The sequence below is a fragment of the Caballeronia sp. LZ029 genome, from assembly GCF_031451275.1.
Taxonomy (GTDB): domain Bacteria; phylum Pseudomonadota; class Gammaproteobacteria; order Burkholderiales; family Burkholderiaceae; genus Caballeronia; species Caballeronia jiangsuensis.
This window is the reverse complement of record NZ_JARUXO010000004.1, coordinates 365,876-386,732: the sequence shown is the minus strand read 5'-3', so window position 1 is coordinate 386,732 and position 20,857 is coordinate 365,876. Positions and strand designations below refer to the sequence as shown.

The following is a 20,857-nucleotide window of genomic DNA, read 5'->3' as shown; positions in this document are numbered from 1 at the left end:
CATGATCTACTCCGGACGAACCATTCGTCCGAAGTGTCACCCATGTCCTGGAACAGGTGTTACCCATGTCTCCGGTCCATACACTGCTGCAAAGAAAGTGACCCCCGCCCCGGGGAGGGGCAGTGCTAATAAACCGATACGAAACCGGGATCCGGCGAAAACCACAGGCGGACCAACCAAAGCCCGCCCGCGGCAAAAAAAACCCTTCAACCCACCGGCGACAACGCCCCCAACTTATCCGCAGTAACCTTCTGCAAAGCAATGATCCGCCCCAGAGCCGCATGATTCGCCGTGGCTTCGTCATACATCTTCGCCAGATCGGCCTTGAGCTGGGTCCTCGACCCGCCATCGAGATAAACCATATGCCCCGACGGATAAAACGTCGCCGACAGATTCTGCCGCACGGTCTTGTCGATCAGCGGCATCTGCTGCAGATCGATGATCGTCTGGTAAAACGGCGTCACGAAGTCATACATCCCGTTCGCGGAAAGCACTTTCAGATCGACGTTCAACGCCATCACCGCGGCGAGATCGCCCGCCGTATAGAGAATGATGTTGCCCTTCGAATCCACGCCCTTCTGCGTGCCCGTCGGATCGGTATGCTTGAAGTCCCAGTTGAGGAACGCCTGATCATTCAGATCGGTGAACGATGACGTCGACGTGAACTTGAGCTGCTCGTTCAGATAGCTGTTCCACATCGTCGTATAGACGCCGCTCACCGCCGTCATCGTCGGGTCGTTGCCGCCCGAATTCGGGTCGATCTTGCCGGCAATGCCCGTCGAAATGGCCGTCACCCGGCCGTCGTACGAACCGAGCGATTCGCCTTTCGACTTCAGCAAAGTCGTCAGGAAAAGAGAGTTGCCGCGGCTGTCGTACGCGGCGATATCGAGACTCCACGCGAGCAGCGTCGCCTTGTCGATGCCCGTATATTCGGACAGCTTCTCGACCACCTCGTCGTCGGTTTGCGGAAACTTGCGCAGCGCATTCAGATAATCCGTGCGCGCGAATTCCGCGACTTCCTCCGCAAAGTTCAGAAGATTCGTCGGCGTCGGATGCACACCGAGTTTCTTGTGATACCACGCGTCCGCCGCCGCCGTCGGCAGCGCGCCGACCGGATTGCCCGCCTGCCGGTAATCGAGAATCGACGATTGCAGCGTGACGCCGTTCAGGTCGATGCCGTCCTCGTGCAGCTTGTACGCAAGCACGCAACTGCGCGCCGTGCCATACGACTCGCCGAACAGGAATTTCGGCGAATTCCAGCGGTTGTTCTTCGTCAGATAACGTTTGATGAACTGCGCGATCGAAGCCGCATCTTCATCGACGCCCCAGAAATCGCGGTTCTTGTTCGGCTCGATCGCGGCGGAATAGCCCGTGCCGACCGGATTGATGAAGATCAGGTCGCTGCGATCGAGCAGGCTGTCCGGGTTGTCCTCCATCTGATACGGCGCGGGCGGCGTGAAGCTGGGCATCGCCGTCTTGATGCGACGCGGCGCGAACGAGCCGAGCAGCACGAACACCGACGACGAGCCCGGCCCGCCGTTGTAGAAGAACGTGAGCGGACGCGCTTCCTCCTTCGCGCCGTCCTTGGTGAACGCGACATAGAACATCTTCGCGCTCGGCTTCGAACTGCTTGGATCGACCGTCACGAGATGGCCGACCGTCGCCGTATAAGCGATCTTCGCGCCGCCGACCGTCACGCTGTGGTGGGTGATGGCCGCGTTCTCGTCGGCTTCGGTGGCCGCGACCGCGTCGTCGGGGCCGTTGCCGTAGGCGACCGGATCGAAGTATGGCTGGTCCTTTTTCGCCGTCGTGGTCTTCTTCGGCGCTTTCTTCGCGGCGGCCGCAATGGCCGGTTCTTCCGCGCCCGAAGGTTTGTCGCTCGCTGCCAGTGGATCGGAGTTCATCGTCGTCGCTCCAGAATCGTCGTCGTGGTTGTTGTTCACTGTCTTACGCCTTTGCACTTGCTTCAACTCTTCGCGGGCGCGAGCGCGGCCGCGATCTTCGCGCCGTCGGGGCTGCCCATGCCGGTGCATGCGTCCCAGCCCGCCGCCGCCGAGAAGCTGCCGTTGTTGCCTTCCGTGATGTCGCGGAACGCCGCCTTCGTCTTGTAGAGCCTCGGATTGACGAAGCCCGAGGGCGACGCGTTGATCGCGTTGATCCGCGCGATCAGCGCAGCCCACAGCGGCGCGACCGCACTCGTGCCGCCGACGACCGTATCCTCGCCGTCGATCAGCACCTCGTAGCCGGTTTGCGGCGATGCGTCGCCCGACACATCGGGCACGCCGCGCTTCGCGAGCTTCGTCGCCTGGCCATTGCGCGTGACCGACAAACCCGCCTGCCACGCCGGCAACGCGAACACGCCCGAGACGCCGCCGCCGCCCGCCCCGCCCTGGTCACCGTCGTTCCACACGACTTCCTTCGCGATGCCCGATCCGGATGCCACGAGGCTCGTGCCGCCGCAGCCGAGCACATACGGACTCGACGCCGGAAAGTCGACATGATCCGAACCGTCGCCGGCGCCGTCCGACGAACCGCTGTCGCCCGATGCCGCGCAGACCGTCACGCCGAGCGCCGCCGCGCTTTGCAGCACGTCGTTGAACGCGCCGATCGATTGCGAAGACCAGTTAGACTCGGGCCCGCCCCAACTGATCGATATCACGGACGGCTTGTTGGTGGAATCGTGCAGCGCGCGATTGACGGCATCGACGAAACCGGCGTCGCTGTTCGGCGCGAAGTACACGGCGATGCTCGCGCCCGGCGCGACGGCGCCCGCGATCTCGATGTCGAGCGTCACTTCGCCGTCGGGTCCGTTGGGGTTGCCCGTCGGCGCGTTCTTCGCGTTGTCGACGCCGATCGCCACGACTTTCGGCGCCTTCACGCCGAGCTTCGAAAAATACGCGGAGAGATCGGTGTCGCGATAACCGCCGCCCAGCTCGATGATCGCGATGCATTGACCGGCGCCGTCGCCATCGGGGAAATCGTAGAGACGCGCGAGATCGACCGGCGTGAACGACGCGGGCGCCGCGCCGCGCGCCGGCTTGAACGGCGGACGAAAACGGAAATGCGGACGCGCCTGCGGCTTGCTGTCGAGGCCGAGCACGGCGGTGACCATGTCGTGCATGTCGTCGGGCACCTTGACCGGCCCCGAACGGCCGCGATATTCGCCGATGTTGTGATGTTGAAAGCGTTCGAGCTTGACGTCGAAAGCTTTCTGGAACTGTTCGATGGTGCCTTTCAGCACCACGCTGCGCGTCTCGGTTTCGGCGCGCACGACCGTCAGGCCGTATTGCGCGGCGAAGGCCTTCACCTTCCCGACGTCTTCCGCCGATGCGGTGAAACGTTTGTCGAATTCTTCGCGCGAGACGGCTTGCGCGGGCGCCTCGCCGGCGTCGATGCGCGACATCATCTGCTTGAATCCGGCTTCGTCCTTGCGCCGCAGCATCACGATCACTTCGATCTGCTCGGAGGGATCGCAATCGCCGACACATGTCGCGCCTTCGGGATGAATCTTGTCGCTGCCGCTGACCGGTTGCTTCGTCATGGTATCGATGCTCCTCGCTGGCCATGAGGTTCAAAGGTTCTCGATCCTGCCGCTGCCGCGCTTCGACGCTTTCGGCGCTCGCTGGCAACTTCCACAGCGCACGTTACTTATCGTCTTATTTTCTGGGCGCGAATGCAATTGCTCGGACCGTTGACGAGAGCATGCAGTTCCGGCGAGACAAAACCTGTCCCGGTCTTCAAGGGGATGTCTCTATCGGATTCGGGCTCGCGCGCCTGCGCGAGCTCCTATATCGACGACGCCTAGTGCGCGCGCTCTTCGTCGTACTCCGGACGCGCGCCCTGCGGCAGCCACGGCTCGCGATGCTTGCACCACAGCTCGTAGTCCGGTTCGAAGAGGCCGGTTTCGTCGAATGCGCCGATCGGCAGATCGACTTCATCGTGCGTCGTGTATTCCATGTACGCGACCGAGCCGCACACCGGGCAAAAATGCCGGCGGCCGTGCTCGGAACTGCGCCACGTCGACAGGCTGCCGCTCATCATCACGTCGCCGCGCGCGTAAATCGCATAAGCTCCAAATGCGGAGCCGTGCACCTGACGGCACGTCATGCAATGGCACATCCCGACGCGCTTCGGCTTGCCCGCCGCGCGAAAACGGAACGCGCCGCATGCGCATCCTCCTTCATGAACCGTAGCCGCCCGCTCATCATCCCTTTGAACGTTCATCGATCTCTCCCGTAAGTACGACGGTTTGTTACGATAACCCTTCACGATCGGAGATGGCATTCATGAGCACATCGAGCACGACCGGCACCACGCGTACCTTGTCCCTGCTGAAGCTGCTTCCCGGCGCCGGATCGGAATTCGGTCCCGCCGCGTCGGACCTCCTCGCCCACGTGCTGTCGCATGATCGCTTCGATGCGGCGGCGAACGTGAGCGCGCCGCGCGAAACCTTTCGCGGCGTCACCGTCGAGGACGCCATGAACGACGAGTATGTGTTTCCGCTCGGGCGCACCGGCCAGTCGATCGTGTTGACGGGCTATCGCATCGCGGCCGGATTCATCGCCGAACGCGTCGCCGACGAGTGGCTCGAACTCGCGCACAAGGAACGTCTCGCAAAAGGCTTGCCCGCCGTGCCGCAGGGCAGCGAGCCGCACCTCGCGCCCGATCCCGCCGAAGCGGATCAGCTCCTCGACCGCGCCTACGATTGCGCGCAGCGCATCCTCGATCCGGCCGCGAGCGAGCAGGTGCTCTCGCTCTTCGAGACGCACTATCGCGGCGGACGGGAATTCCTGCGTCTCACATGGGAAGGTTTGCCGGAGGATCTCGTGCCCGAGTCGCGCCGCCCGCTCGCGGCGCTCGCCGCCGCCGCGCCAAACGGCGAGCGGCGCGAGAAACGCGACTACGATCCCTACGGCCTCGACGGCGTCGACGATTACGATGTCGACCGGCCGCTCGCGTATCGCGAGAAGATCGGGCCGTTTCTCTTCACGATGACCTATCGACACGAGTATCCGCAGGTCGACGACGAACGTCTCGGCACCGCGTTCGCCGTGTTCCACGAAGCGGGCAGCGACATCGTCGCGGCGGCGGTGCGGCTGCAACTCGTCAAGGTGCCGCCGCTCACGAGCAGCGCCGATCTCGTCTATACGCTGGACACCTACTCGGGCGAGATGCTGTCGCTCGCGCTCGCCGCCACCGAGGCGCTCGGCCCCGAAAAGCTGTGCGAGGTGTTCAATGCGCATCGCGTGATCTACATCAGCCTGTGGGAAGTGCGCAAGCCGTGGCGCGGCGAGGGACTGGGCGTCGCGCTGCTGCATCAGGCGCTGGAGCGGCTTCCCGTCGATGTCGATGGCCGGCCCAACGCGCTGTGCGTCGCGCCCGAGCCGTATCAGACCGAGATGCGTCACTTCGAAAAACTGCCCGGCGTGCTGCGCGAGGAGCTGAGGACGCCGGCGAAACGCCTGGCCGCGCATCTGACCAACTGGCTCGAACGCTCGAAGCTGCCGATCGCCACGCATTTCTTCGTGCCGATGGCCAGGCACGCGGGCATCGGCTCGGCGGGCGAGAACGCGCGGCTCATCGATCAGATCATGGAGAGCGAGGCGTAGCGGCATGCTCGTCGTCATCGACATGCAGGCGCGGCTGCTGCCGCATCTGGATGGCGCCGCGCGGCTGACGGCGGGCGTCGGCACGCTGCTGCGCGCGGCGAATCTGCTGGACGTGCCGGTGGTCGTCACGGAGCAGAATCCGCAAGGGCTCGGCGGGACTGCGGAAGCCCTGCTCGGCGATGTCCGGCTTGCGAAGGTGATCGAAAAGCACACGTTCGATGCGACGCTCGCGCTCGCTTTCGTCGACGCACTGCCGCCCGCGCCCGCGACGCTGTGGGTCGCCGGCGCGGAGGCGCATGTGTGCGTCCTGCTGACCGTGCTCGGGCTGCTGCGGCTCGGCTATCGCGTGGAGTTGGTCGCGGACGCGGTCGCATCGCGCCGCGTGGAAGATCGCGCTGTCGCGCTCGAACGGGCGCGGCAGGATGGCGCGCGGATAACGACCGTCGAAACGGCGATTTTCGGCTGGCTCGGGAGTTTCACGCATCCGCGCTTCAGGGACGTGCTCGCGCTCGTCAAATGATCACGGCGCTTGCGTGAAAAGGCGGTTAGTTGCGATCGCGCCATTCGGCCAGTGCGTCCGCGACGCGCGCGATCACGTCGCCCCATTGGTTGGGTTGGGTCTGCCGGAACAGGCGCGCCTTCGGATACCACACGCAATCTTCGCCGTCGATCAGCCACCGCCAGCACGGGTTCGAGGGCAAGAGCATCCACACCGGCTTGCCGAGCGCGCCCGCGAGATGCGCGACGGAGGTATCCACGGCGATGACGAGATCGAGCGACGCGATGATCGCTGCGGTATCGGCGAAGTCCTCGACATCGTCCATCAGGTCGAGCGGCCGCAGATGCGGCGGCAACGTATCGAGTTGCGCGCGCGCGACCGGCGCCTTCTGCAGATTCACGAAGCGAACGCCGGGCAAGCCGAGCAAGGGCACGCACGCTTGCGCACCGACCCAGCGGCGGGCCTCGAACGGCGACGGACGAGGCTCAGCCATTGCCGCGATGCCCACCTTCGGCACTCGCGCGGGCAGCCGGCCGCGCCAGTATTCGATGCGCGCCTCATCCGCGGCGAGATAGGGTGTGACGTCCGGAATGGTCCTGGTTTCGAGGAGCGCGGGCAGACTCATCATGAAACACCAGTAGTCGTGTCGCGGCGAAGTGTGCAATGCATCGTCGCTGATGCAGGCGTCGACGCCCTCGACCGAGGCGAGCAGCGTGTCGTTGTGCAGCCACGCGACCGATAGCGTCGAGAGCCCTTGCGCCTTCAGCAACGGCAGATAGCGGCAGAACTGAAACGAGTCGCCGAATCCCTGTTCGTGGATAACGAGCATCGACATGCCTTCGAGCGGCTCGCCTCGCCACTGCGGAAACGGCAAGTCCGGCACGCGGATGCGCCGCCCCGACGAATCGTCGCCGTAGCGGTATTCCATCAACGGCCACGCTTCGGCATACGCTCCGACGCGCAAGAGTCCTGCGGCCAGATTGATCCTCGCTTCCGCGGAATTCGGATCGATTTCGACGGCGCGCCGGAACGTCGCCAGCATCTCGTCCACGCGCCCAGGGTGCTCCTTGAGCAGGTTGCCGAGCGCGATGTACGCCTGCGTGTAATCCGGCTGAATCTCGATCGCGCGACGGTACGCCGCTTCGGCCTCGTCGATGCGTTCGAGCCCGACAAGAGCCGTGATCCGGTAAATGACCTGACCCAGGTTGTAATGCGCGGCGCTGGATTCGGGCAAGTGTTCGGCCAGACGGCGATACACGCTCTCCAACTCCGCGAATCGTCCGTGCGCATCGAGTATCGCCGCCAGCCCCTGATACGCGCTCGTCAGGCGTGGATTCAGTTCGATGGCCGCGCGATAAGCGCGCTCGGCTTCGTCCTCGCGCTGCAACGCGGCAAATGCGGCGCCGAGTCCGGAGTGCGCATCGGCCCAGTGCGTGCGGGCTTCTATCGCGGATCGAAAATGCGTTTGCGCTTCGTCGGCACGCGTTTGCGTCATCAGCAACTTGCCCAGGCTGTAATATGCCGAAGCGAGATCGGGCCGAAGTTCGAGCGCCCTGCGCAACGACTGCTCCGCGTCCACGATGCGTTCCTGCAGCGCCAGCACGTTCCCGAGGTTGTAGTGCGCTTCGGCGAAATCGGCGTTCAGATCGAGCGCGCGCCGATACAGCGCCTCTGCGTCAGGAAGCCGTTTGAGCTGCTCGTACAAGTTGCCGAGGTTGTTGTGGACGCCCGCGTGCCCCGGATGCCCGGCGACCGCGCGTTGCCAATACGCCTGCGCGAGATCCGCGCGATTCATCGCGTAGGCGCATGCGGCCGCGAGATTGAGCGCCTCGGCATCGGCGTCCGGGCGATCGAGCAGCGGCGACAAGACGGCCAGTGCGTCGGCATATTGATTCAGCGAGTAATGCTGCGCTGCGCGTTGATACGAGTCGACAGACATGACGGACTTCAGGAATTGAAAGGATGCTTCCGGGCCGCGATATCGCTTTTCGACGATAGCGGCGATGAAATCATGCAATTTTGAACCGCGCGCGCGCTCGCTGACGTCACAAAGCGTGACCTATGCCGGATCAGTCAGCGAAACGATCTCCTCCGCTTTGCAGCGTGGACGTGCACGAGCGCAGGAATTCGATGCGAAACGCAGCCGCATGGCATCCGATTTGCTAAACATCACCGGTTGCGGGTCGACGAACGTTCGGTTCCCTTACAGTTGCGGACGCTCACGAGCTCGCGCCTCACGCGCCGCCCGTGAACTCGAGCATCGGCGCTCCGCCCGATCCGTCGCAATCGGTCGCGAGCAGAAGCCCACGAAGATTCGAGTCCGACCGGCGCTCTTCCGAACGAGCGAGGAGAACCGATTCCCATGTCCCCAGCCGATAGCCATCCCCACGACGTCAGCGATGCGGCGCAAAAGCCGTCGCGCCGGCGTTTCCTCCAGTCGGCCGCGGCGGCAGCGGCCGTGAGCGCCGCGCCGCTCGCGCACGCGCAACAGCAGAGCGCTGCGACGCCCGCCGTAGCGCCGCCGCCCGCCAGCGTGCCGATGATGCCCGTGAAGCTCACCATCAACGGCCATCCGTATGAATTGCAGGTCGAAGCGCGCACGACGCTGCTCGACGCGCTGCGCGAATACGCGAACCTCACCGGAACGAAGAAAGGCTGCGACCGCGGACAGTGCGGCGCGTGCACGGTGATCGTGGCGGGACGGCGCATCAATTCGTGTCTCACGCTCGCGGTGATGCACGACGGCGAAACCGTCACGACCGTCGAGGGCCTCGCGCCCGATGGCGACACGCTCGCGCCCATTCAGCGCGCGTTCATCGAGAAGGACGCGTTTCAGTGCGGCTACTGTACGCCCGGGCAATTGTGCTCGGCGACGGCGCTCATCGACGAATACCGCAAGGGCGATGCGAGCGCCGTCACCGCAGACGTGCGCTTTCGCCCGGCGCAACTTTCCGACGATGAAATCCGCGAGCGCATGAGCGGCAACATCTGCCGCTGCGGCGCATATCCGAACATCGTTGCGGCGGTGAAAGCCGTCGCGACGGGCAACGCCTAAAGGAGACGCACATGGACGCGATCTCCTACCAACGCGCCGCCGACATCGGCGCGGCGCTCTCGGCGGCGAGCCAGCCGGGCGCGATGTTCATCGGCGGCGGAACGAATCTGCTCGATCTCATGAAAGGCGGCGTGATGCGGCCGATGAAGCTCGTCGACATCACGCACATCGACGCGCTCAACGGCGTCACCGCCCTGCCCGACGGCGGCCTGCGGCTCGGCGCACTCGTGCGCAACAGCGACGCGGCGAATCACGCGTGGGTGCGCGAGCGCTATCCGCTCTTGTCGCAGGCGCTGCTCGCGGGGGCGTCGGCGCAATTGCGCAACATGGCGACGGTCGGCGGCAACCTGATGCAGCGCACGCGCTGCGCGTATTTCTACGACACCGGCTTTCCCCAGTGCAACAAGCGCGCCCCCGGCAGCGGCTGCGCGGCCATCGACGGGAACAATCGCATGCACGCGATTCTCGGCGCGAGCCGTCAATGCATCGCGACGAATCCCTCCGACATGAGCGTCGCGCTCGCCGCGCTCAATGCCGTCGTGCGCGTCACCGGCCCGAACGGCGAGCGCGCGATTCCGTTCGCGGAGTTTCATCGCCTGCCGGGCGACAGGCCCGACCTCGACACCACCTTGCAGGCGGGCGAGCTGATCACATCGGTCGATCTGCCGCCGCCGCTCTTCGCGGATCACTCGAAATATCTGAAGGTGCGCGACCGCGCGAGCTATGCGTTCGCGCTCGTGTCCGTCGCGGCGGCGTTGCAGATGGACGGCGGCACCGTGAAAAGCGCGCGCATCGCGTTGGGCGGCGTCGCGCACAAACCGTGGCGCGCGAACGCGACCGAACAGGCGCTCGTCGGCAAATCGCTCGACAAGGCGACGCTGCAAACCGCCGCCGCCCTCGCCGTGCAGGGCGCGACGCCGCAGCGCGACAACGCGTTCAAGGTCGCGCTCGCGCAGCGTGCGATCGTGCGCGCGCTTCAACAGGCCGGAGGTGTCGCATGACTTTTATCGGAAAACCGCTCGATCGCACCGACGGCGTGCTGAAGGTCACCGGCCAGGCGCGCTATTCGGCCGACAACACCGACGCCAAGCTCGCGCACGCGGTGCTCGTCACGAGCACGGTCGCGAGCGGCCGCATCTCGTCGATCGACACGAGCCGCGCGCAATCGATGCCCGGCGTGCTGCTCGTGATGACCTATCAGAACGCGATGCGTCTGCCCAACGGCGGCGTCCCCGACGCGCAGCCGCCCGCCGTGCGCAAGCTCACGCTGCTGCAAACCAACCAGGTGCGTTACAGCAACGAGCCGGTGGTGGTCGTCGTCGCCGATTCGCTGGAGCACGCGCAGGACGCCGCGCGTTACGTCGATGTGCGCTACGAAGCCGCGATGCCCACAGCCGATTTCGAACGCGCGAAGGCATCCGCGTATCAGCCGGAAAAGATGATGGGCCGCGCGGTCACGACGAAGCGCGGCGACGTCGATGCGGGCTTGCGGCAAGGCCCGACGCGCCTCGACGCCGTCTACACGACGCCCTACGAGCATCACAACCCGATGGAGCCGCACGCGACGGTCGCCCGCTGGGACGGTCCGAAGCTCACGCTCTACGACGCGACTCAAGGCGTGTCCGGCGCGCGCAGCGCGGTGGCGAAGTTCTTCGGCATCTCCGATGACGACGTGCGCGTGATCTGCCCGTTCGTCGGCGGCGGCTTCGGCTGCAAGGGCTCGGTGTGGTCGCATGTCGTGCTGGCGGCGATGGCGTCGAAGCAGACCGGGCGGCCCGTCAAGCTCGCGCTCGAACGCCCGCAGATGTTCGGCATGATCGGCAACCGCCCGTACACCGAGCAGCGCATCCAGGTCAGCGCCCGCGACGACGGCATCATGACCGGCATGCGTCACGACGTCATATCGACGACATCGACATTCGAGGACTGGACCGAAACCTCGGCGATCGTCACGCGCATGCTCTACGCGGTGCCGAATCAGTCGACGTCGCACAGGCTCGTGAAGCTCGACATCGGCACGCCGACCTTCATGCGCGCGCCCGGCGAGACGAGCGGCTCGTTCGCGCTCGAATCGGCGATGGACGAGATGGCGTATCAGTTGAAGATGGACCCGCTCGCTTTTCGCCTCAAGAACTACGCGAACATGGAGCCGCAGGAGAAGAAGCCCTGGTCGAGCAAGGCGCTGATGGAGTGCTACACGCGCGGCGCGGAGAAGTTCGGCTGGGCGCGGCGCAGCGCGGCACCGCGCTCGATGCGCGAAGGCAATACGCTCATCGGCTGGGGCGTCGGCACGGCGACGTATCCGGCGAACCGCAGCGAGGCGTCGGCGGTGGCGCGCATCCTGCCCGACGGCACCGCGATGGTCGCCTCCGGCACGCAGGATCTCGGCACCGGCACCTACACGATCATGACGCAGGTCGCCGCCGACGCGCTCGGCTTTCCGCTCGATTACGTGCGCTTCGCGCTCGGCGATTCGTCGTTGCCGAAAGCGCCTGTGTCGGGCGGCTCGCAATCGGCGGCGAGCGTGTCGCCGGCGGTGCGCGCGGCGTCGATGCAGGCGCGCGATCAGCTCATCGCGATGGCGCTCGCGGATCGCGGATCGCCCGTCGCCGGTCTCGCGCGCGAGGACGTGACGGTGTCCAATGGCTGGGTCGTGAGCCTGTCGAATCCGGACAAGCGCGATCCGGCGGCGGCCGTGATCGCGCGCAACGGCGGCCGCGCGATCGAAGCCGTCGCGACGACGCGCCCCGGCGACGAGAAAAAGCAGTACGCGTTCCACTCGTTCGGCGCGGTGTTCGCGGAAGTGCATGTCGATGCCGATCTCGGGATCATCCGCGTGCCGCGCATCGTCGGGGTGTACGACGTCGGCACGCTTTTCAACGAGAAGACCGCGCACAGCCAGTTGATGGGCGGCATCGTGTGGGGCGTGGGTTCGGCGCTCTTCGAGAAAAGCGAAATGGATGCGCGCTACGGGCGCTATACGAACGCGAATCTCGCGGAGTATCACGTGCCGGTGAACGCGGATATCGGCGCGCTGGATATTTCGTTTGTCGGTCAGCCCGATCCGCATATCAATCCGCACGGCGCACGGGGTATCGGCGAGATCGGGATAACGGGCGTGGCGGGCGCGCTCGGCAACGCGGTGTATCACGCGACAGGCGTGCGCGTGCGCGATTTGCCGATCACGCTCGACAAGGTTTTGCCGCCGACGATGGTGTGACTTGAAACGAAGCACGCGGCTGGCCGTTTGAACGACCGCCGCGTGCTTTTTTATGCTCTTTTTGCGGATTTCCGGCAATCGGCGCTTGTCGACCCATCTCGGTCGGTCGACACCGACAACTCGGACGTCTCTTGATGGCGGCAACCCTGCCCGACGGCCGACAACGGTGCTTCGGCCTAAGTCAACGTTCGTCAAACCCATCAGAACCGCCGTTGCTCTACCGAAACTGTGATGGTCTTGGCAGCAACGCAGATGATGGCCATCACGGTAGCCCTGTCGCGCGTCTCTGGAACGATGACTTCAAATTATCTTCGCGCGGAAACACGAGGGACCTGATCTGTTGTTAGACTGCCGTAATCTCGTAAAAACTATCCGGAGTTGCAATAGGAATGGATTCAGAGCGCAAACCACACCGACAAAAATTCTTCGCAGAAAAAGCGGCTTCGGAAGAAAAACTAAAGGAGCAAATTGAAGCTCAGATCGACTTTGCGCAGCGCGCGATAAGTCAAACCGGGTCGCGAATCGTTGCCCATCGATTGCTGGTTCTTGTTGACCTCCAGGGAATGTACCTCGCACTGCACGAGTGGCTATCAGCGCGCAACTTCCCCATCGACGACGGACTTATTCTTAGCAGATTTGCATATCTTCAGATAAAGCGCACATTTGATGTCGTCACGAATCACGTTCTTGCTTCTCAGCCCGGTGCGTCGAGAGAATATCGAGAATTCGTGAAAAATGTAAAAATAGTCTATCAAGACGGTCGACCAGTTTCGGGAAACGCTGATGTTGTAAAAAATGGCGCCTACCTGAACGTTTCGCCAACCTTCGAACTTTTCTATGCGCCGATCGATTTAACACGCATTGAAAAGGATCTCGCTTATTATTCTAAAATAGGCAGTCCGTTCGCGAAAGATTTGCTCGAAAAGGTGCGGTCGGGGATTGTTGTCAGAGGCCCAATGACCCGTGACTATGCCTCGTATAACGATTTTATTTCCTGCCTGAAACACAATCTTGAGTTCTCAAGGTTTGACGAGGGCTTTTTCGGTCTTAACGTAGGCTGGAAAGGCTTGAATTATTTCGATGAGAAAGAAGTGGATACACGAATTGTCATGAGAGCAATGGATGCTTTCTACAATCGGGAGGCAGACTCTTTGACTATAGTCTCGTCGGATCAAGATTTTATGCCTCTCCACGAACGAGCTTCATATTTTGGAGTCGTCTCTTATCACGCTGATCTCGCCAAAATGTTAGAAAACGATCACATTGGCAGTCGTTTCAAAACCCTGGGGAATAGGTTTTTCCGGGGTGGCATTGACCCTGCATGGCCGCTAGAGATTATGACAGAAGCGATTTCTGCACCGGCGATGAATCACTTTCAGAAATATGTCTTTAGTGAACAGGAACTTCGTGCGCTTTGCGACCTTCACAATGAGATGAATGAAGTCCAGGTTCAATTGAACATCGACGATGTCGGATCCGCAACGCTCAAAATGTTTAGACCAAACTAAATCGACGGTGTAGTAATTTGCGCGCTATTGCATGCGTTGTGACCAATTTTCATAGAGGTATTTTGTATGTTGCACCGGGCAAACTCTGTCATGATGGCGGAGTTTGCATGGATGCTTCATGAGAACAACAAAAACGCTTCATCTGCTGCTAAACACTGTTTTGTTATAAGAAAGCGAGACTACAGATATTTCAAGATATTGGCCGTCTTCCGTAGGGTTCACGAATTTGAGATCGGTGCACATCTCGTGCCAATAGCTGAAACCGACCCGAAACGGACAATCACTTTGAAACTCCGAATGTCCGCACCGGATGCAAAATTGATTATTCAAGAGAATAAATTTTCTTCACGTCGTTCGTGCGGTTCATTGAACTCAATTACGAAAATATCTTTTTCCGAGTTGTTCCGCTGTCGAAATAAATATTTTTTCGTATCCGTAGTACAAAACTCTCCCCGAATTTTTTTGCTGACGCTCAAGAATACCGAGATCTTGGTCTGCTGATTCACCATTAGTCAATCTATTGATCACGAATTCAAGAAATTCCCGTATGTATTGATGAGTCTTTGTCGTATAAAAGGTAGTATAGAGATCTACGTACACAAGAGGTTTGTCGTGGACTAGATATCCAAACTTGTCGAGTATTTGTTCATCCAAGTTACGATCGTAAACTTGAAAAAGCAAAAAATCCTCATAGAGGAAGCTTTTTATACTAAAGCCACCATGCGCAATTCTATTTCTTACTGTGTTGATTGGTTGGTACCAGTCAAATACAATCTCGCGACCTGTGCTGCGACGGTAGTTATCGAACTCTATCTCAAGATGTTCGTGTTTGGATTGTTTTGCTATTTTCTTAGGATCGCAGAGTTTAACGTATATCTGATAACATATTTCAAATATTGTATTAATTTTCAGAAAAAAATATTCGACAGAATTTGTGCAAAGTGCCGCAAGATCCATATAATTCTGGCTCTTGTTGTTTAAATAGAAATTTTGAACTTGCAATAAATTTATCGTGCAGCCGTAAAGTTTTTGAAAATTCGCCGATAGATTCTTGATCGTCCAGTCTAGTTCTCGGTCATTGCATTTTTCTATCGGCAGAGACCAGACGAAGTCATTCACGGGACTCATCAAAAAACCTTCTTCAAACATAATTTTTTATAAAACGAGAATTGGATTTCGGAGTATTTTACTGAAATAAATACCACAGTGCATCATTGATGCAGAAAATAGTTTGATAGCTCGTCAACAGACATTCAGGATGTGGATCTCAAGTGCCTGCTCCTGGCCGATCACCGACTCATGCGTTTTGCATGACCGAGCCGATGGGTGAGAACAGGCGGCCGACTCTGCCCGACCCTGAGTTGCCGCTCGCGCTAGAACGTCTCAACGACTGCTGCCAACTCTGAACAGACGTATCCTCACACCACAGCTAACGTGTGTTCTTTCAATTAACGCAGCCCGAGTGATACCAACCCCAAATTCTTGGCACCTCGGTCGAATCCTCTAGTGAGCACCAATCGCACTCCGTCATGATTGGTCCGCCGGTATGTTACGCGTAGGTGCCGTAGATTGCTTCGCCAATGACACAGGCAATGGCTCCTTTCTTTGTTCTCGCTCCCCGGCCGCAACGCTTGCCGCTTTGTGGACGGGAGGTGTCGTTCCATTACCCCATGTCCACGCTGTAAACCCAAGCCGCACCCTGTCCCCGAGGGCGGTATAAAGGATCTTTTGTCCGGACCTAGTGCCGACTAAGTCCATTCGCGCGCTGTGCACATCGAGTAACTCGGATGCCAATTCTAGTGCTTTCCGAATCACCGTCATTCTGAACAAGTTGAGCTGTGAGATCAGACTGCGCAGAACAGTTGATGTCGCTTAGCACCTTGCTAAGTTGGATTCGGAAAGCTCCAATCTCGCTAATTCCCCAAATGGAATCACATTGGAACGGCGAGCCCTTACTCGGATCGTCCGTCAAGCATGACTCGAAGCGCGGCGCAGGCAAATTCCGGTTCGATAAGGCCTCCAACACTTCCGTCAGCCGCTCGCGAGTAGGAGATTCATATGCGCGGAAATATGCATTTGTGACCGTTTCCTTTGACACTCTGCCGTATGACCATGTGGCATTTCGTAAATCAACCGCCGGAGAAGCCGAGCCCACTAGAGAGGCCGCGTACATTGTCGCGCCTCTCAGGTCAGCTCCTTGTAATTTGACCGACCGCATATCGGCTCCCTCAAGATGAGTTCCTTTCAAGTTGGCCCCTCCCAAAAGCGCTCGATCCATATCGGCGCCTAGTAGATTGGCCCGTTCGAGGTTCGCCGCTTGCAAATTCGCTGCATGAAGATCTGCAAATTCCATACTCGCATTCGCGAAAGACAAGCCGATAAATGATCGGCCTGACAAGTTGGCCCCATCAAGTAACGCGTGTTCGAACACAGCACCTTCAATCAAACCTGCAGGGCGCAGATCGGCCCCTCGCAGGTCAGCTTCTCGAAAATTGGCCCCACGAAGTGTAGCGCCTTCAAAATTAGCACCCAGAAAAACCGATTTTCGGAAGGAGCGATCACTTAGATCGCATTTGGAAAGGTTCGCATTTGTCAACATCGTTCCAGTAAGCGAAACCGGAAATATCGCACCCTGCAAATTGGCGCCAGAGAGATCTGCTCCGTCAAGGTTATTGAAGTATTCGTAGCCGTTACAACTCAGCCTCACGTTCCCTCCCCAAAACCGACGCTCTTCCGTACAGCCGACAACGGCATTGCGAAGGTCGGCTCCCGAAATAGAAGCGCCGCGTAAATCGACGCTCCTAAGATCAGCGCCTACCAAATGCGATCCGGCGAGCACGGCGAATCGAAGATCCGTATTTCCCATCAGAGCGTGTTCCAATATATCGGGGCTTAGCCGAGCATGCCGAAGATTGCGATCTCGTAGATCAAATTGCCGCGTTGGAGAAGTACCTTCCATCAGTGATGCGGTTTCCGAACCCCGTTTAGATGCCGCACCTCTGGAGTATGACAGAGGTTCCGCATGTTAAAGTCGGGCGGGTTTCTGAGTGGATCAGCCATTCGAGGGGCTGACCTATAGCTCGGGCGAACGGCAGAAAGTGGCCGATAACAGCCTATTTGAACGGTCCTCTAAATCCGCAAAACACCCTCTTTACACTTGCGACGATCTTCGATGCGCCGCACAATCCCCATTCAACTCCCACACGAGCAGCTGCGATGACCTATTCGTCGAACGCGACCGGCATCCTGCTGGCGGCGGGTCTCGGCACCCGCTTCGATCCGTCCGGACGCCACAACAAGCTGCTCGCCACGCTGCCCAACGGCACGGCCGTCGTGTTCCAGTCGGCGCGCAAGCTGCTCGCGGTTTCGTCCGAAGTGATCGCCGTGATCCGGCCGGGCGCCGAAAAGCTTGCCGATGTCCTGAACGAAGCCGGTTGCAGCGTCATCTTCAGCACCGACGCCGAACGCGGCATGGGCGCGGCGCTCGCTGCGGCCGTGCGGGCGACGTCCGAAGCCGATGGCTGGCTCGTCGCGCTGGGCGACATGCCGTGGATCGAAGCCTCGACGTATGAAGCCGTCGCTCGGCAACTCGATCAAGGCGCCGAACTCGTCGCGCCGTTTTATCACGGCAAGCGCGGGCATCCGGTGGGATTCGGCATGGCGCATCGGGAGGCGCTTATCGCGCTCGACGGCGATGCGGGCGCGCGCGGCATCTTCTCGACGCACACGCCGTTCGTCATCGAAGTCGATGACCAGCACGTGCTGCTCGATGTCGATTTGCCGAGCGATCTCGGGCAGGTTTGACGATCGGCCGCCTTCACGCCGCAATCGCCACGGAATCCGCTGAATCCGCACCGTCGCTGCCAATCGGCAGATAACGCTTGCCGACTTCGAGCAGCGTCGCGCCGAATCCTTTCTTCGCCCGAAAATCCGTCCTCGCGCTCGTCACCACGCGCGGCGACGCGCTCCATTCGATATTCGCGCCGATCGCCATCAGCGCCTCGACGAGCGCCACGTCCTCGCTCGATTCCAGCGGGGCGAACCCGCCCGCCTGCACATACGCCCTCGCCGACACGCCCAGATTCGCGCCGTGAATATGCCGATGCCCGTCCGCGTCGGTGTAGGTGCGCCCGAAATGCTCGCGCACCGCGCCGAGATGCGGCGACCAGTCGTGCACGCCGATCACGCCGCACACCGCGTCCGCGCAGCAGTCGAGCTGGCGCACGAGCCAGTCTTCGGCGACGGTCGTATCGGCGTCGGTGAATGCGAGCCAGCGCGCGCCCAGCGCCAGCGCCCGCTCCGCGCCATGCGCGCGCGCGATGCCGACGTTGCGCGCATCGATGCACGACACCTCCGCGCCCATCGCCCGCGCGATGCCGGCGGTTTCGTCGGAGCAACTGTCGGCGATGACGATCACGCGCGCCGCCTCGCCGAGCAGTTGATGATGATCCGCCGCGCGACGCGCAGCCGCCACGCACGCGCCGATATGCGCGGCTTCGTTGTGAGCGGGAATGACGATGGCAAGCATGTCGGCTCCGTGTGTGTATGTGTCCGCAGGCAATCGAACGCCGCGATGGATGAATTTCAGCAATGACCGTTCCCATGTTTCTGCGCCCGCCACACCGGCCGTGAAAGGGCACGATCGTCGCCAAATAGTTGCCGGAAGGCAGTTCGCGTCGTTAGAATTACTGTATGGATATACAGTACTTTTCTGATTCCGCCCGCCGATGAAATGCGTCACCATCGATCCGTCGTTCGCTTCCTGGCGTACCGAAGCGCGCACGCTCCTCATGGAGGGCGCGCAGCCCGCGCACGTGCAGTGGCGCGAAACCGATGCCTCGGCCACGGTGTTCGGCTCCCTCTGTCCGCCCGCGCCCGGCTCGGTGGACCCGAACGCGAAGAAGCCGGTCAGGGTCGCGCGCGAATTCCTCGCGATGCTCGAAACGGCGGCGTGCTACCGCGCGCCGGACCGCTGGCCGTTTCTCTACAAGGCGCTGTGGCGCTGGACGCAGGGCGACCGCGCGATCGCATCGGCGGATGACGAGGACGGTCATCGGCTGCGGCGGATGATCGAATCGGTCGAGGCCGAGGAGCGCGAGATGCGCAACAAGCTGCGCTTCCGGCATCGCGATTCGTCGCTCGGGCCGCCCGAGTTCATCAGCTGGTTCGAGCCGGTGCACGACCTGCTGGAGCACGCCGCGATGCATTTCGCCACCCGCATGGGCAACGCCACGTGGATGATCGCCACGCCGCACGGCGCCGCCTTCTGGGACGGCGCGCTGCTGCGCGTGGACCGCACGAGCGAGCCGGAGGAAAAGCCGATGGACTTCGGCGACACCGCGATGAGCGGCGAGGCGGTGAGCGGCGACGCCATCGAGGCGCTCTGGCTCGCGTACTACGAGAGCACCTTCGCGCCCGCGCAGGCGAACGCCGCCGAAATGGCGTCGCATATGCCGGTGCGCTACTGGAAAAGCCCGGCGAACGCGCGCACCGATCCCGCGCTGATCTCCCGCGCCGATCCTTACTCGCGGCGCGACCGCCATCCGCGCAACGTGCCGCCCGAGATGGACGTGACCATCAACACGGATCTGGAGCCGATCAAGGGCACGCTGCTGACGGAGCCGCCGTCGCTCGACGCATGCAAGCGCTGTGCGCTCTGGCGCAACGCGACGCAGCCCGTGCCGGGCGTCGGTCCCGCCGATGCGCGCGTGATGCTGGTCGGCGAGCAGCCGGGCGATCAGGAAGATCGCGAGGGCCAGCCGTTCGTCGGTCCGGCGGGCAAGCTGCTCGACGAAGTGCTCGCCGAGGCCGCGCTCGCCCGCGAATCGCTCTATCTGACGAACGCGGTGAAGCACTTCAAATGGGAGGCGCACGGCGAGGAGCGCGCGCATCTCGCGCCAGCGCAGCGCGAACGCGAGGCCTGCCGCTACTGGCTGGAGGAAGAGCTGAGGCGCATCGCGCCGAAAGTTGTCGTCGCGCTCGGGGCGACGGCGCTCAAGGCGCTCACGGGACATCGCACGGCGCTGTCCGAATATCTCGGCAAGACCATCGAGCACAAGGGGCACATCATCGTGCCGACCTATCACCCGTCGTATCTGATGCGCCTAACCGACGACAAGGTGCGCGCGGAAGTTTTCGGGACGATCGTCGAAGCGCTCGTCTTCGCGCGGCAGATCGCGGACGGCACCGCGACCATCCGCACGCCGGTCGCCAACCGGACGCGCTAAATGCAACAGGAAGCAACAGGGCGAAACAAGAAGAAAGCGCCGTCAACGTTCCTGTAAGCCGCGCGTTATACCGGTGTCGCGCCGCTTTGGCGCTCACCGATGGACCGACGACAAACTCCATGGCCGCTCTCCCGCTCGAAGAACTCCGCCGTCAACAATCTCTCGTCGCGCTCGTGCCGAAAACCGCCGGGCAACTGAAGACCGAACGCGAGCGCATCGTCGCGCGTCTGCAAATCCTGCTGAACGTGACCATCGCGGTGGCGCTCGCGGGCGTCGCGCTCATCGCGTGGCTGCCGTTCTCGCCGGTGCCGCACGAATTCCGCTTCGGCGTCCAGGAAGTGCTCGGCGTCGCGGTGTTCGCGTCGTGCCTGTTCATCCTGCACGAGCGCGCCGAACTCGAACTCGGCCTGTACGACTACGAACCCGTCGAGCAGACGACGCAGGGCGAATTGCGCGCGCTGCTGCATCGGGTGCCGGAAGGCACGTCGTACCAGCAGGCGCTCGCCGCCGACCAGCGCACGTTCGTGACCGGCGAAGTCGACCATATCCGTCGCCGCGCCGAAGCGTTCACGCCGAAGACCCTGCCCGCCGACGACGGCAACGCCGAAACCTGAGCGCCGCGCTAGTCCACGAAAGCAGCACAAAAGCCGCCGCCTCGTCATCGCGAGGCGGCGGCTTTTTTACATCGACGCTGCCTACCTCGCGCCTTGACGAGCGCCGCTGCGCCTCCTTCAATACG

16 protein-coding genes are annotated in these 20,857 nt (G+C 61.7%); 9 read left to right on the top strand and 7 right to left on the bottom strand.

Going from position 1 to position 20,857, the window contains the following annotated elements:
* Positions 1–206: 206 nt before the first annotated feature.
* The 3 genes from QCE73_RS27725 to QCE73_RS27715 form a co-directional block, all read right to left on the bottom strand.
* Positions 207–1,904 (bottom strand): S10 family serine carboxypeptidase-like protein, encoded by a 1,698-nt coding sequence (locus tag QCE73_RS27725; RefSeq protein WP_309884470.1) that lies wholly within the window; start codon positions 1,902–1,904, stop codon positions 207–209.
* Between the two features lie 62 nt (positions 1,905–1,966).
* Positions 1,967–3,541 carry a S53 family peptidase gene (locus tag QCE73_RS27720; protein ID WP_309884469.1) on the bottom strand — a complete coding sequence of 525 codons (1,575 nt, stop codon included), beginning with the start codon at positions 3,539–3,541 and terminating at the stop codon, positions 1,967–1,969.
* 260 nt (positions 3,542–3,801) lie between these two features.
* Positions 3,802–4,224, bottom strand: coding sequence for a GFA family protein (locus tag QCE73_RS27715; RefSeq protein WP_309884468.1), 423 nt, complete (start codon positions 4,222–4,224; stop codon positions 3,802–3,804).
* 62 nt (positions 4,225–4,286) lie between these two features.
* On the opposite strand from QCE73_RS27715, the gene QCE73_RS27710 reads away from it, so the two are divergent.
* Entirely contained in the window at positions 4,287–5,609 is a 1,323-nt protein-coding gene (locus QCE73_RS27710; RefSeq protein ID WP_309884467.1) for an inositol monophosphatase, read from the top strand.
* 4 nt (positions 5,610–5,613) lie between these two features.
* Positions 5,614–6,129: an isochorismatase family protein gene (locus QCE73_RS27705; RefSeq protein WP_309884466.1), complete on the top strand. Its 516-nt coding sequence runs from the start codon at positions 5,614–5,616 to the stop codon at positions 6,127–6,129.
* A 25-nt stretch (positions 6,130–6,154) separates the two neighbouring features.
* Here QCE73_RS27705 and QCE73_RS27700 read toward each other — a convergent pair whose 3' ends face one another.
* Positions 6,155–8,047 carry a tetratricopeptide repeat protein gene (locus QCE73_RS27700; protein ID WP_309884465.1) on the bottom strand — a complete coding sequence of 631 codons (1,893 nt, stop codon included), beginning with the start codon at positions 8,045–8,047 and terminating at the stop codon, positions 6,155–6,157.
* Between the two features lie 423 nt (positions 8,048–8,470).
* Between QCE73_RS27700 and QCE73_RS27695 the strand changes: the two genes are divergently transcribed.
* The 4 genes from QCE73_RS27695 (at position 8,471) to QCE73_RS27680 (ending at position 13,891) form a co-directional block, all read left to right on the top strand.
* The gene (locus tag QCE73_RS27695; protein WP_309884464.1) at positions 8,471–9,163 is read left to right on the top strand and encodes a 2Fe-2S iron-sulfur cluster-binding protein; all 693 of its coding nucleotides are present in this window, start codon (positions 8,471–8,473) and stop codon (positions 9,161–9,163) included.
* Positions 9,164–9,174: 11 nt separating this feature from the next.
* Complete coding sequence (locus tag QCE73_RS27690) at positions 9,175–10,164, top strand: xanthine dehydrogenase family protein subunit M (RefSeq protein ID WP_309884463.1); 990 nt, start codon at positions 9,175–9,177, stop codon at positions 10,162–10,164.
* Positions 10,161–12,383, top strand: coding sequence for a xanthine dehydrogenase family protein molybdopterin-binding subunit (locus QCE73_RS27685; protein ID WP_309884461.1), 2,223 nt, complete (start codon positions 10,161–10,163; stop codon positions 12,381–12,383). Before QCE73_RS27690 ends, QCE73_RS27685 begins: the two co-directional genes overlap by 4 nt.
* Before the next feature lie 389 nt (positions 12,384–12,772).
* Positions 12,773–13,891, top strand: a complete 1,119-nt coding sequence (locus QCE73_RS27680) for an NYN domain-containing protein (protein WP_309884460.1) — start codon at positions 12,773–12,775, stop codon at positions 13,889–13,891.
* 372 nt (positions 13,892–14,263) lie between these two features.
* Here the strand turns inward: QCE73_RS27680 and QCE73_RS27675 are convergent, their stop codons facing one another.
* Both QCE73_RS27675 and QCE73_RS27670 read right to left on the bottom strand, forming a co-directional pair.
* Positions 14,264–15,010: a hypothetical protein gene (locus QCE73_RS27675; RefSeq protein ID WP_309884459.1), complete on the bottom strand. Its 747-nt coding sequence runs from the start codon at positions 15,008–15,010 to the stop codon at positions 14,264–14,266.
* A 619-nt stretch (positions 15,011–15,629) separates the two neighbouring features.
* Positions 15,630–16,757 (bottom strand): pentapeptide repeat-containing protein, encoded by a 1,128-nt coding sequence (locus QCE73_RS27670; RefSeq protein WP_309884458.1) that lies wholly within the window; start codon positions 16,755–16,757, stop codon positions 15,630–15,632.
* Between the two features lie 350 nt (positions 16,758–17,107).
* Here QCE73_RS27670 and QCE73_RS27665 point away from each other — a divergent pair, with 350 nt between their 5' ends.
* Complete coding sequence (locus QCE73_RS27665) at positions 17,108–17,695, top strand: nucleotidyltransferase family protein (protein ID WP_309884457.1); 588 nt, start codon at positions 17,108–17,110, stop codon at positions 17,693–17,695.
* A 13-nt stretch (positions 17,696–17,708) separates the two neighbouring features.
* On the opposite strand, the gene QCE73_RS27660 is transcribed toward QCE73_RS27665, so the two are convergent.
* Positions 17,709–18,419: a glycosyltransferase gene (locus QCE73_RS27660; protein ID WP_309884456.1), complete on the bottom strand. Its 711-nt coding sequence runs from the start codon at positions 18,417–18,419 to the stop codon at positions 17,709–17,711.
* Between the two features lie 199 nt (positions 18,420–18,618).
* On the opposite strand from QCE73_RS27660, the gene QCE73_RS27655 reads away from it, so the two are divergent.
* Positions 18,619–20,118, top strand: coding sequence for a UdgX family uracil-DNA binding protein (locus tag QCE73_RS27655; RefSeq protein ID WP_309884455.1), 1,500 nt, complete (start codon positions 18,619–18,621; stop codon positions 20,116–20,118).
* A 119-nt stretch (positions 20,119–20,237) separates the two neighbouring features.
* On the top strand, positions 20,238–20,732 hold the full coding sequence (locus QCE73_RS27650; RefSeq protein WP_309884454.1) for a hypothetical protein: 495 nt from the start codon (positions 20,238–20,240) through the stop codon (positions 20,730–20,732).
* Positions 20,733–20,857 lie beyond the last annotated feature (125 nt).

What these genes read in the sequence shown, in the direction of transcription:
- QCE73_RS27725 (WP_309884470.1), bottom strand. Translation starts at nt 1,904, where the DNA reads ATGAACTCCGATCCACTGGCAGCGAGCGACAAACCTTCGGGCGCGGAA.
- QCE73_RS27720 (WP_309884469.1), bottom strand. Translation starts at nt 3,541, where the DNA reads ATGACGAAGCAACCGGTCAGCGGCAGCGACAAGATTCATCCCGAAGGC.
- QCE73_RS27715 (WP_309884468.1), bottom strand. Translation starts at nt 4,224, where the DNA reads ATGAACGTTCAAAGGGATGATGAGCGGGCGGCTACGGTTCATGAAGGA.
- QCE73_RS27710 (WP_309884467.1), top strand. Translation starts at nt 4,287, where the DNA reads ATGAGCACATCGAGCACGACCGGCACCACGCGTACCTTGTCCCTGCTG.
- QCE73_RS27705 (WP_309884466.1), top strand. Translation starts at nt 5,614, where the DNA reads ATGCTCGTCGTCATCGACATGCAGGCGCGGCTGCTGCCGCATCTGGAT.
- QCE73_RS27700 (WP_309884465.1), bottom strand. Translation starts at nt 8,047, where the DNA reads ATGTCTGTCGACTCGTATCAACGCGCAGCGCAGCATTACTCGCTGAAT.
- QCE73_RS27695 (WP_309884464.1), top strand. Translation starts at nt 8,471, where the DNA reads ATGTCCCCAGCCGATAGCCATCCCCACGACGTCAGCGATGCGGCGCAA.
- QCE73_RS27690 (WP_309884463.1), top strand. Translation starts at nt 9,175, where the DNA reads ATGGACGCGATCTCCTACCAACGCGCCGCCGACATCGGCGCGGCGCTC.
- QCE73_RS27685 (WP_309884461.1), top strand. Translation starts at nt 10,161, where the DNA reads ATGACTTTTATCGGAAAACCGCTCGATCGCACCGACGGCGTGCTGAAG.
- QCE73_RS27680 (WP_309884460.1), top strand. Translation starts at nt 12,773, where the DNA reads ATGGATTCAGAGCGCAAACCACACCGACAAAAATTCTTCGCAGAAAAA.
- QCE73_RS27670 (WP_309884458.1), bottom strand. Translation starts at nt 16,757, where the DNA reads ATGGGAAATACGGATCTTCGATTCGCCGTGCTCGCCGGATCGCATTTG.
- QCE73_RS27665 (WP_309884457.1), top strand. Translation starts at nt 17,108, where the DNA reads ATGACCTATTCGTCGAACGCGACCGGCATCCTGCTGGCGGCGGGTCTC.
- QCE73_RS27660 (WP_309884456.1), bottom strand. Translation starts at nt 18,419, where the DNA reads ATGCTTGCCATCGTCATTCCCGCTCACAACGAAGCCGCGCATATCGGC.
- QCE73_RS27655 (WP_309884455.1), top strand. Translation starts at nt 18,619, where the DNA reads ATGAAATGCGTCACCATCGATCCGTCGTTCGCTTCCTGGCGTACCGAA.
- QCE73_RS27650 (WP_309884454.1), top strand. Translation starts at nt 20,238, where the DNA reads ATGGCCGCTCTCCCGCTCGAAGAACTCCGCCGTCAACAATCTCTCGTC.